We start from the raw sequence: 11,897 nt of genomic DNA, 5'->3' as shown, positions 1-11,897 counted from the left end.
TAATGTGGCTTTATCATTGCTTAAGATTTACTTTGTTCAATCTGCTCGGCCAGCTCATTAAGGTAGGTCCAGCGTTCCATTTGGTGCTCCAAATGCTGTTCTGCCTTCGCTTGCTCAGCCATGAGCTCCTGTAGTCGTGCTGAATCACTAAAAGACTCTTCCATCTGCCGCTGAATGTCGGCCAACTTCTGTTCGGCTTGTTCAATCAGCTCATCAATTTGCTCATATTCCCGCTGTTCCTTAAAGGTGAATTTAAGCTTGGTTTTACTTGTCTCCTTGACTGACTCGGAAGGACCCGCAGACTTAGGCGTGGAAGAGCGATTCGAGGAATCCGTACTCGTCGAGACAGACGTATTCACAGAAGATTGAGCATTTTTACTAATCCATTCTGCATACTCGCTATAGTCGCCTACATGTACACGTACCTGTCCATTCCCTTCAAACGCCAGTATTTTGTCCACTGTTCGATCCAGGAAATAGCGATCATGAGAAACAATAAACACCACGCCCGGGAATTCATCCAGATAGTCTTCCAAAACGGAAAGGGTTTGAATATCCAGATCATTTGTTGGTTCATCCAGCAATAGCACATTCGGTGCCGACATCAGAACACGAAGCAGATACAAGCGCCGTTTTTCACCCCCGGACAGCCTGGAAATAACCGTCCATTGCGCGCTTGGTGCGAACAGGAAACGCTCCAGCATTTGTGCAGCTGTAATCGTCGAACCGTCTGCTGTACGAATCACTTCGGCTTCTTCCTTAATATATTCAATAACACGTAAAGACTCGTTCATTTCCTGATGTTCCTGAGTAAAATAGCCAAGCTTCACCGTCGGTCCCAGCACAACGTTGCCGGAATCCGGTTCTATATGCTGGGCAATCATTTGGAGCAAAGTGGATTTCCCACTACCGTTAGGACCTAGGATACCAACACGATCACCAGGAACCGCAATGTAGCTCAAATCCTGTATTAGCTTACGAGAATCTACCGATTTGGAAAGATGCTCGATCTCCAATATTTTTTTACCCAGACGTGTGGAGGCGACGGACATATCTACAGATCCAGAACGAGCTTCCGGTTGCTGATCCCTAAGCTGCTCATATCGGTCAATACGCGCTTTCTGCTTGGTGGAACGAGCCTTTGCTCCACGGCGGATCCAAGCCAGCTCATTACGCAGCAGGTTCTTCCTTTTTTGTTCCGTAGACGCTTCCCGCTCCTCGCGTTCTGCCTTCAGCTCCAGAAAACGGGTATAGTTAGCCTCATAACGGAAAAGGCGACCATGATCGAGCTCCAGCATGACATTTGCAACTCTATCCAGAAAATAGCGATCATGCGTGATCATTAACAACGCACCACGTCTTTTTTGCAAATACTGCTCCAACCATTCAACGGACTCATTATCAATATGGTTTGTGGGCTCGTCCAGAATGAGCAGCTCGCAGGGTTGGATCAAAGCCGCCGCCAAAGCCACCCGCTTACGTTGCCCACCGGATAGAACGCCCATACGAGACTCAAACTGGGTGATCCCCAGTCGGGTAAGTATATTTTTGGCCTCACTCTCCAGCTGCCATGCCTGGAACGTATCCATTTGCTGACTTGCTCGCAATAGACGTTTTTGAAGCTCCTCGCTACCCGGATTTAATTCCAACAACTCCATGGTTTCTGTGTATTCACGGACCGCTTTCATCTCAGGCTGACTGCCATGAAAAATATGCTGGAGTACCTTCATTTCAGGATCAAACTCCGGATTTTGTGCTAGATACTGAATTCGCACATCGTTGTTCACTGCAATATTGCCATCATCCGGCGGCTCTAAGCCGGAAATCACGCGTAAAAATGTTGATTTACCGGTGCCATTTACACCAACGACTCCTATTTTGTCACGTTCATCCATACCAAAGGAAGCATCCTCAAACAACATTTTCTCGCCATAGCTTTTCGTTATATGTTCAACGGTCATAATATTCATACGGATTCCCTACTCTTCCCCAATTTTGTGATGCATCCTGTTTATTTTAACACAGACACAGCCAATGATTAAAAAAACCGTTATCTGAATGAATTCAGTACGGTTTCTTAGCAATAAGATGTCAGGATTTTTGTATTCCGGCTTTACAGCCATGCATAAATAAGTTCGCTGCTAGTTCAGCCGTCTGATCCACGTCACATTCTCGGAAATCTTTATTTAATAAAATATCCATTTTTAGGCGCTCCAACATCCCAATGAATGCCTTCGCATGAAACTCGGACTGCTGTACACCCTCTGACGCCAGTTTATTTTTGACCAAATCAGTATAGTCCTGAATAAATCCCCGCATAAACTCCATTAGATCGGGGTCACTGTTGGGGGTCATAAAAAATAATTTCGTATGCTGCTTGCGCTTGAAATAGTAGTGCAGATGCAAATTTGCCATCCGCAGCAGACCTTCTCCCAAAGTACGATTGATTAATGCGCCTTGCATTTCGGCTAGGTATTGCTCGCAATCTCTACGTGTGACTGCTGTAAATAGCTGCTCTTTGCTTTTAAAGTACAAGTATACTGTGCCTTTGGCAACTCCCGCTTGTTCTGCAATCTCGGAAATTTTGCTTTCATAAAAGCCTTTGGTGCCAAAGACTGTGTAAGCGGCGTCCAAAATGGCTTCATATTTATCTCCGTGTATATCGCCCATCTTAGCACCTCCTTATACAAGGATCGAAACACCGTCAATTCTTATAATAATTATTCCCTTGTAACGATCCCCAGCTCCGTGTTCAGAGTATAAGAAAAATACCTGCAAGAGCGACCAATCCTCCGAAAATAGAACTAATGCTATTCACCCGATCATTACTCATCCAACGCCAGCCTCGTACATAGACCGTCGTTTGTCCACAATGTGAGTCTACTTCTACTTCCCGTCCACAAACCGTGCAGGAACGCATCATTTGCACCGTAGCACCAAGATAGGAATCAGCAAAGGCTCCAGCACTACCGGATATACCTCCAACCAGTGCCCACAGCCATAACGGCAAGCTCGGCGTTCCTATGGCGTGTCCAAAGCCCCATGCACCTATGCCAATCAGTAGACCCCCAGCCAAGGCCGCAGCCGTTCCCAATACAGATACTCCGCCTGAGGTTCCAGGTGCCAGCACCTTCCCGTTAAGCACTGAACGGGGTGGCTTACGACTCAGACTGCCAAATTCCGTTGCCCACGTATCGGAAGTGACCGTAGCCATGACACCGACAAAAGCCAGCTGCCACGTAACATGGGGCCATATCGCATAACCCAGGCATAACAGCATACCTAATCCCCCATTAGCCCATACTTGGCCTGCATCCCGGTTGCCGGTTTTGGCATACGATTTTTCCAGCTCAGCCTTGCGCTCCTTTTTGAACCTCGACAGGAGGGTTGACGTGATAAAGAACAAGAGCAATGTGCCGAACCAGAACAGGTTACCCGCCCCATAATATACGGTTCCCATCAGTACAGCCGCAGCAAAGCCAGATAAGGTTAAGGATTTTTTATAAAATGCAGCTCCCGCCACCACAGCAGCACAAAGCAATCCGATGATCCAGTCCATGATATACCCCCGCTTTTGAAATGAATCTCCGTTTTTCTTTATTCGTTCTGTATATTATTGTACAACGCTCCACGCTTATATAAAAGCCGTGTCCCATGCTTTGGCACAGGACACGGCCTTCAAAACATTCCCTTTTTTAATCCTCTTCTGTGGATTCCGTTCACAAATTTATGCGATGGTGAAGCTTCCCTGACGCTCACTCCCCCAGAAAAGCTCAAAGCGATCCCCGCTTGCTGTAGGCCCTACTCCTGCTGGAGTACCTGTAAAAATAATATCTCCCTCGCCCAGTCCATAATGAGTAGCTATATATTCAACGATGTGCTGGATAGAAAAAATCATATTTTTGACATGTCCACGCTGCACTTCCTGTCCATTTTTGAGCAAGGAAAAATCCTGCAGCTCCAGCATGTCCAATTGTTCTAAAGGCAGGAATGGTGTCACGGGAGCAGACGATTTAAAGCCTTTGGCGGCGGTCCATGGATGGCCTTTTTTCTTGAGAACACTTTGTACATCACGCAGGGTAAAATCGATGCCGAATGCAAATGCGTTCAGACACGTATCTGCGGACATGCCCGGTTCGTATTTACGTCCTACAGCTACAACCAGCTCAGTCTCAAAATGAATATCTCCCTGCCCCTGCGGAAGCTCCAGCGTGGCGCCATCCAGCGGCACAACCGCATGAGACGGCTTCAAAAAAATCATTGGTTCTGCGGGAACCTCATTACCCAGCTCCTCCGCATGCAGTTTATAATTGCGCCCAACACAGTAAACATTACGAATTTCCACGTTCATTACGACCCTTCACCCTTCCCGCGTATGTAGTCCAATTATTAACGTATAAGTTTACGTATATAGTGCCACATCCGATGCTTGGAAAGCAAAAAAACCCGTTCCCAGCGATCCGGCCAATTGGTGCAAATCATCAATTCAGGATGCAATGAGGCCAATTTCCGCATTATACGGCGGTCATCCACCGTCCACGCCATGACAGTAATACCGCGTCCAGTGAGATCTTTCATCAAGTTTCGATCCAAACGCGGATAGCCTATAGATAAAAAAGTGCATTGTAGCTGTTCCAGTTGCTTTGCCAAGTCATCTGGACGCGCATCAATAATCAATCCGGTACGGATCTCAGGACACAGCTCCTTAGCCCGGCGTAATGCAGCACGCTCAAAAGAGGTTAATACCACCTCTCCCTCCATCCCTCTCATCGCAATTTCACGGAGTACGGCTTTCTCCAGTCCTGGATACATATCTCCCGCTGTTTTAAGCTCAATATTGAGCGATACGCGGCCACGACATAAATCCAGCACCTGTGCGAGGGAGGGGATTATTTCTCCACGGTATTCTGCACTTTTCCAGCTACCAGCATCAAGTTGTTGCAATGCTTTCCAGTCCGAATCCTTTACTCTCCCTGTACCATTCGTCGTTCGCTCCAGTGTAAAATCATGAATTACCACCGGAACACCGTCCTTTGACAGCTGTACATCCAGCTCAATCCAATGTACAAATGGTTGCTCCAACGCAAGCTGAAAGGCTGCCATCGTGTTCTCAGGAGCAATCCCCGAAAAACCGCGGTGAGCCACACACAAATTATTCATCTTGTTATGACCTCCATCCACAAAGGAGTCCCTCATACGCTCATTCCGTCAATTCCTATATTAACAATTTCTTTCGAAATTCTATTGAGCACTTACTGTACCATCCGTCCCAATCGAGACATTTCCCGGTGACAGTGCCGCCACTCTCTGCAAAATTTTGCTGGCCTCCGTATCCTTCAATGGGATCGGCTGACCCAGCTCCGCCCGATAAGGAGTCAGCTTCATCTCGCAAGCCCCTTTACGGGTACAGGTTGCCTGAAATATCGCTGTATCCCAAGTGGCTGGCACCGTTGATTTAGAAAAAATAAAATTGCCTGTGCTGTATGCAATCCATTTACCTTTATATTGCTCCATCCCTTGAAGCACATGTGGATGACCGCCAATAACAAGATCAGCTCCAGCATCAATAAAAGCGTGCGATAACTCGGTTTGATGGGGCTCAAGTGCAGTTGCGCGCTCCTTCCCCCAATGGGTAATGACAATCACCAGATCGGCCTGCATTCGTGCCTCACGGATAGACTTTACGATAGCGGTCGAATCATAGGCTCCTGCTACACCGGGCAGTTTGGCGCCCGCATTCCAGTTGGCTTCAGGCATAACACGTGTAGTCCCCAACAAGGCAATTTTGATCCCTTTACGTTCAAAATAATGCGGTGCATATGCTTCTTTTGCATTACGTCCGGCTCCAGCATGGGCTATGCCCTTTTCATCCAGATATTTCAGTGTATCCAGTAATCCGCCTGTGCCCTGATCCAAAATGTGATTGTTGGCCAAATTGACAGCGTCTATCCCTGCCGCAGCCAACGCAGTTAACGCTTTGGGCGAAGATTTATACACATACGTTTTATTTAACGCACCCACACCATTCGTTGTCACGGGCGTTTCCAGATTGGCAATCGTCAGATCGTCTTTATGAAACAAGTTTCCGAGATATTGATACGGAAAATCAAACCCATTCTGCTCCAAACGCTGCTCAACTTTACCGGAAAACTGCACATCCCCTACAAAGTGAAGCGTGACTGTCGGAGAGTCTGCACCGTCTGTTTTGGATTTCTTTATATCCTCCGTTCCTCCCTTATCGGTGGATGGATTACCGTCGTATATATCCTTATTGGACGTATCGTTCTGTGCTTGCCCGTCTTTCCCCGAGGACAATTTTGCTCCTGTGGAACTGCCTTCGGGAGCATTTGTGTCAGACGTTGTCGCGGGACGATTGCTTGTGTCTGAAGCAGTAGATTGCTTTGTTTCATCGTCGGCAAATTTATTTTCTGCATGGGGGCCTTCATCCAGCTGTTTATTTGACAAGGCTGTAACATTTTCACTGACCGAGGGAGTAGACCGATCTGCACTAGCAGATCCTGTTTGGATTTTCTTCTCCGTTTGCGAATACCCGGCATTTTCCGCAAGAGAGCCACTGTTGTCGTGTTCAAATATGTAATAATAACCGAAAAGACCTACAATCATAAGCAGTAGGACCAGATTTGTAATGATCCAAGCCTTGCCTATTTTTGGTTTTCTTGCTTTTTTGCGACCTTCATTTCGCTGTGATCTGGGAGGGTACATTCTTCACTCCTTCTATGCTATTGCATTTGCATAACTTCTTTATTAGCTGGCGAACTTTACACCTTCTCCATTATATATCAAATTTCAATATAAATAGAACCCCTCGCCTGGATCGCGAAGGGTTCATTATCGAACATTTACACCTGTACCTTGACTGCTTCCTGTTGTGTCGTTTGGACGGCATTGGAGGCCCATTCCTTAGCCTGACGGATGCAATCCGGTAAGCCAATTGCATCATAGCCAGCGCCCAACACATACACTCCCGGCATCTCAGTGCGTAACTCTTCACGCAAATCAGCTATAGCCTGCGGGTGTCCTACCGGATATTGCGGCATGGAATTGCGAAGACGTGTAATTTCCGTGAACAACGGAGTCGCTGTAACTCCCATCATCTCTTTCAGATCCTTACGTACCAGTCCAATCAACTCATCATCCGGTAACTCTACAGTGTCTTCAGCTCCTGCTCGCCCTACATAACAGCGCAACAGCACCTTATCATCCGGGCTGGTATGAAGCCACTTGGCAGACGTCCATGTACAAGCGGTCACGCTGCGTCCTTCTTTACGAGGAACCAGAAAACCAGAACCGTCAAAGACGTTCTCAATATCTGTTTTATCGAAGGCTAGGACCACGTTTGCTACGGAGACGTAATTAACAGCTTCCAGTGCAGCCACATTGACATGATCTCGCAATAGCGGCGCAGCAGCAAAGTTGGGAGTCGTTACAAAAATATCATCCGCCTCCAGCATCTCTCCATTGTCCAGCATAACGCGATATGGGCTGCCTTCACTTTGCGGTGTCTTTGTGAATTCTGTAACAGCAATACCGGTGCGTAAATCACAGTCATACAAATCATTCAGTAACGCATGCACCAAACTTTGCAAGCCTTGACGGAAGGTCAAAAAGGCGCTTTTTTTCGTACCCGTATGTGTTTCAGCTGGTTTTCGACCTGTCATCATTCCGTGAATGAGACTTCCGTATTGCTTCTCTACCTCAGCAAATTGTGGGAAGGTCGCTTGCAAACTTAGTGTCTTCATGTTGGCAGCATAAATCCCTGCCAGTAGTGGTTCGGTTACATTTTCTAGCACTTCTTTGCCAAGTCGGCGTTCAATAAAATCACCCAACGCCTCATCTCCCGGTACACGGCGAGGCGGAATGACAAAATCCATCATAGCCCGCATTTTCCCGCCTAAAGAGATCAAGCCGCTGCGCAAAAAGGGTTTCAGCTCCGTTGGAATCCCCAGCACCAGTCCAGGGGGCATCGGATGAAGCTGTCCTTCATGCAAAATGTATGTCTTTTTAGCCTCAGGATTCGTGCTCACCAGTTCATGATCCAACTCCAGCTCTTTTGCCAGGTCTATCATGGCCGTTTTACGGGCCAGAAAGGAATCTGGCCCCTTTTCAATCACAAAACCATCTTTATGCAGTGTTTCAATTTTTCCACCCAGCACGGATGCTTTCTCCACCAGCGTAATTCGAGGTGTGTAGCCAGCTTCTTTGTACATTTTTCGTGTATAAAAAGCAGTGCTAAGCCCGGTCAAGCCTCCGCCTACAATTACAATATTACGTAACCTTTGCTCCATTATGTCCTCATCCCTTTTTCCATTGGTCTATGATGACATCACTAAGTGTCTCCATATACAGTGGATCACTGTTGAGTGAATCAATACGCTGAAAACGCATATCCAATTCCTTCGCCAACGCCTGTGCTTCAATATCCAGATCGTATAACACCTCTAAGTGATCAGAAACAAAGCCAACTGGTGCAGCCAGCACATACTCCACTTGCTCCTCTTTAAGACTGTGCATGGTATCCAAAATGTCTGGCGCCAGCCATGGTTCTGCTGTACGACCGGCGCTTTGCCACGTAAACTGCCAGTTGGTAATCCCCACCTTGTCCGCAACAGCCTGCGAAGTAGCCATTAATTGCTCTACATAAGGATCACCCATAGCCAAAATCCGCTCAGGCAAGCTGTGCGCACTAAATAGAACACGAACCTCATCCCGCTTGGCTCCAGCTTCTTCAAAAAGCGCCAGCTTGGCGTTCACACGCTCAGTTAGCGTCTTAATCAACTTTGGATGAAGATAATAGCTCTCCACAAATGATATGGCCAGATCCAGTTCCTGTGCCTTAGCCTGTGCGCGCTTAATATAAGTGCCTACACTCATAACGGAATAATGCGGAGCCAGCACGACACCCACCGCAGCACGAATGCCATCTTGCACCATGGCTTCCACACCGTCCTCAATAAACGGTTTCGCATGTTTGAGTCCCTGATAACAGGCAAATTCAATGTCCGGGTTGCGATTTTCCCGATTTAGGGTTTCCTGCAGGTTTTGAACCTGCCGATCCGTATTCTGACGCAGCGGAAACACACCGCCCACAATAGCTTCATAACGATCCTTTAATTCCTTTAGCTGCTCCGGCGAGGGAGCATTACCGCGACGGATATGTGTATAGTAGGCTTCCACCTGATCCAGACTTTCTGGCGTCCCGTAGGACATAACCAGCACACCCACTTTGGTTTTCATTAGCAGATCACCTCTTAACATTTCTAATGGTTTAATTCTTTGACAAAATCGAGTGGGAATACTCATGTACATAATCAGTAAGCTCTCTTAGCTTATCTAGCGAGGCTTCAGGAAATAAACCGTGACCGAGATTGAAAATGTAACCCGGCTCCAAGATACCTTCATCTACAATGGTTTTCGCATACTGCTTGATAACATCTATTGGCGCAGTAAGCACATAAGGATCCAGATTTCCCTGTACACCAAAACCGTTGCCCAAGCGACGACGTCCTTCAGGTATACTTACCCGCCAGTCCAGTCCAATCACATCGGCTTTTAACCCATTCAAGTGTGGGAGCAATTCACCAGAGCTTACGCCCGGAAAATAAATTTTAGGTACATCCAGATCAGATAATTCATGAAAAATACGTGTGATAGTCGGCAGCACAAAAGTTTGAAAATCATAGGGCGAGAGCGCACCTACCCAACTATCAAACAATTGAAAAGCCTTACCGCCATTAGCGATATGAGCTTGCACGTATGTAATAACCATGTCCCCTAGCTTATCCATCAGGCGATGCCACAACTCAGGCTCTCCATACATCATCGCTTTGGTGCGAATATATCCTTTGGAGGGTCTTCCTTCTATTAAATAGCTTGCAATGGTAAAAGGCGCTCCAGCGAACGTAATCAATGGCACTTTCAGTTCACGGTCCAAAATGCGGATCGTTTCCAAAATATGACCCAAATCGCGTTCCACATCAATTGGACGCAACTTGTCTACGTCTGCAGCTGACCGGATCGGATTATCAATAACCGGTCCAATATTTTTGACAATATCAAAATCAACCCCTAGCGAGGCCACCGGATTCATAATATCAGAATATAAAATTGCAGCGTCCACCCCGAGCTTGCGCACGGGCATCAAAGTCACTTCCGCGGCCAACTCGGGCTGGCGGCATATCTCAAGCAACGTGTATTTTTCTTTAATTTTGCGATACTCAGGGTCATACCTTCCGGCCTGCCGCATGTACCATACGGGAATATGATCCACAGCTTGCTTGCGGCAAGCGCGGATAAAAGTATCATTGTAGGTCATGACTTCAGCCTCCAGTTCGAATCATAAATACTATATTTTAATTATGCCCTTTTTCAAGAGTCGTAACAACCGTAGCTCTCGAACAAACCATGACAAACCCATGACATTTGGATAAAGTTTCAATGAAGTGTGCTATACTAGAGAAATGGCTTTTTTTAAAGCTCCGGAGAAGTTATGCGTTGATACGTAGGATTTACAACAGGATGAGAATGGGCAGAAAGGAAGTGAAAGCACATTGAAAACGTGGGAGACGTGGGAGACGTGGAAAATCAATCTCATTGTGCTTTGGTTCGGTCAGTTTCTGGTCAATGCGGGTATTACGATGATTACTCCGTTCCTCGCCCTGTATCTGGCTCAGGACCTTCATGTGAAGGGAGAGCACGATATTGGTCTATGGGCTGGAGTTATTTTTGCCGCTAACTTTTTGACCTCATTTATGTTCCAGCCTTTGTGGGGCAAGCTGGCTGACCGATATGGACGTAAAGTCATGCTGCTTCGCTCAGGCTTTGGTATGGCTTTGGTCATCGGATGTATGGGTTTGGTCACCCATCCGTGGCAACTGCTGGCGCTTCGCCTGCTGAACGGTACGATTTCGGGTTTCAATCCGGCATCGATTTCCCTAGTATCGGGTACCACTCCCAAAGAGCGAACCGGATTCGCTATGGGGATTATGCAATCCGGTCAGATGGCCGGCACGATTCTCGGTCCTCTGCTAGGCGGATTTTTGGCTGATTGGGTCGGATTCAGACCGATTTTTTATATTACAGGCGCTCTGATTTTTATAGCCTCACTCATTGCAATGTTTCTGGTTAAGGAAAATTTCAGTAAAGCGGAAGCCGCACGCACACCGCAAATTTCGGTTCTTGCCGGATTAAAGGAGCTAAGCCATACGCCCCAGCTTCCGGCTTTGTTCACCGTAACGTTTCTGCTCCAATTTGCCATGATCAGTACGGTATCTCTGCTGCCGTTATATGTGCAAAAACTGTATGGGTCGGCAGAAGGAATTGCGCTGATTGCCGGGTTCGTTACAGCTATAACAGGCGTATCCAATATGATTGCTGCACCGCTCCTTGGAAGATTGAGTGACAAGATAGGAGCGCACAAGATCTTGACCATTGCACTGCTCGGAACGGCGGTTATGCTCATTCCGCAGGCTTTTGTCAATGAAGTGTGGCAACTTGTCATTATCCGTTTTTTCATGGGTGTATTTATGGGCGGTCTGCTACCAAGCGTAAATGCGCTGATTCGCACGTATACACCGGAAGGAATGGAAAGTCGTTCTTTCGGCTTCAATACCAGCTCGCTCGCGCTTGGGAATATGCTGGGTGCTGTCATTGGCGGGGTGCTATCCGGGTTTATCGGCATCGAAGGACTGTTTATCATGTCAGGTGTCCTGTTAATCGTCAACATATTCTGGGTACGCATGAAGCTTTTTGATCGTAAGGCTACGCCTGATTTCAGGTAAGAAACCTTCAGGTAAGACAAGCCCACCTTAACAGACAAGAACCTCCTTGCCCACGCTATAGTGGACAAGGAGGTTCTTTTTTGTATAGATAGCTATACA

10 protein-coding genes are annotated in these 11,897 nt (G+C 47.1%); 1 reads left to right on the top strand and 9 read right to left on the bottom strand.

What is annotated here, in order from left to right; translation table 11 throughout:
* Positions 1 to 20: 20 nt before the first annotated feature.
* The 9 genes from MKY16_RS08980 to hemE form a co-directional block, all read right to left on the bottom strand.
* The gene (locus MKY16_RS08980; RefSeq protein WP_340955070.1) at positions 21 to 1,970 is read right to left on the bottom strand and encodes an ABC-F family ATP-binding cassette domain-containing protein; all 1,950 of its coding nucleotides are present in this window, start codon (positions 1,968 to 1,970) and stop codon (positions 21 to 23) included.
* A 121-nt stretch (positions 1,971 to 2,091) separates the two neighbouring features.
* The gene (locus MKY16_RS08975; RefSeq protein WP_029516696.1) at positions 2,092 to 2,670 is read right to left on the bottom strand and encodes a TetR/AcrR family transcriptional regulator; all 579 of its coding nucleotides are present in this window, start codon (positions 2,668 to 2,670) and stop codon (positions 2,092 to 2,094) included.
* 82 nt (positions 2,671 to 2,752) lie between these two features.
* The gene (locus tag MKY16_RS08970) at positions 2,753 to 3,559 is read right to left on the bottom strand and encodes a DUF92 domain-containing protein (RefSeq protein WP_340955068.1); all 807 of its coding nucleotides are present in this window, start codon (positions 3,557 to 3,559) and stop codon (positions 2,753 to 2,755) included.
* 168 nt (positions 3,560 to 3,727) lie between these two features.
* The gene (locus tag MKY16_RS08965; RefSeq protein WP_029516694.1) at positions 3,728 to 4,351 is read right to left on the bottom strand and encodes a fumarylacetoacetate hydrolase family protein; all 624 of its coding nucleotides are present in this window, start codon (positions 4,349 to 4,351) and stop codon (positions 3,728 to 3,730) included.
* A gap of 38 nt (positions 4,352 to 4,389) precedes the next feature.
* Complete coding sequence (locus tag MKY16_RS08960) at positions 4,390 to 5,160, bottom strand: glycerophosphodiester phosphodiesterase (RefSeq protein WP_029516693.1); 771 nt, start codon at positions 5,158 to 5,160, stop codon at positions 4,390 to 4,392.
* 81 nt (positions 5,161 to 5,241) lie between these two features.
* Positions 5,242 to 6,723 carry a CapA family protein gene (locus MKY16_RS08955; protein ID WP_340955066.1) on the bottom strand — a complete coding sequence of 494 codons (1,482 nt, stop codon included), beginning with the start codon at positions 6,721 to 6,723 and terminating at the stop codon, positions 5,242 to 5,244.
* 137 nt (positions 6,724 to 6,860) lie between these two features.
* Positions 6,861 to 8,306, bottom strand: a complete 1,446-nt coding sequence (gene hemG / locus MKY16_RS08950) for a protoporphyrinogen oxidase (protein WP_069011072.1) — start codon at positions 8,304 to 8,306, stop codon at positions 6,861 to 6,863.
* 7 nt (positions 8,307 to 8,313) lie between these two features.
* Positions 8,314 to 9,255 carry a ferrochelatase gene (hemH, locus tag MKY16_RS08945; protein ID WP_340955063.1) on the bottom strand — a complete coding sequence of 314 codons (942 nt, stop codon included), beginning with the start codon at positions 9,253 to 9,255 and terminating at the stop codon, positions 8,314 to 8,316.
* Positions 9,256 to 9,286: 31 nt separating this feature from the next.
* Positions 9,287 to 10,333, bottom strand: coding sequence for a uroporphyrinogen decarboxylase (hemE, locus tag MKY16_RS08940; protein WP_340955061.1), 1,047 nt, complete (start codon positions 10,331 to 10,333; stop codon positions 9,287 to 9,289).
* Between the two features lie 235 nt (positions 10,334 to 10,568).
* Here hemE and MKY16_RS08935 point away from each other — a divergent pair, with 235 nt between their 5' ends.
* Positions 10,569 to 11,798 (top strand): MFS transporter, encoded by a 1,230-nt coding sequence (locus MKY16_RS08935; RefSeq protein ID WP_340955059.1) that lies wholly within the window; start codon positions 10,569 to 10,571, stop codon positions 11,796 to 11,798.
* The last annotated feature ends 99 nt before the right edge of the window (positions 11,799 to 11,897 follow it).

The sequence above is a fragment of the Paenibacillus sp. FSL L8-0641 genome, from assembly GCF_038006265.1.
Taxonomy (GTDB): Bacteria; Bacillota; Bacilli; order Paenibacillales; family Paenibacillaceae; genus Paenibacillus; species Paenibacillus polymyxa_D.
The sequence above is the reverse complement of the archived record's forward strand: the minus strand, read 5'-3'. Positions and strand labels throughout refer to the sequence as shown.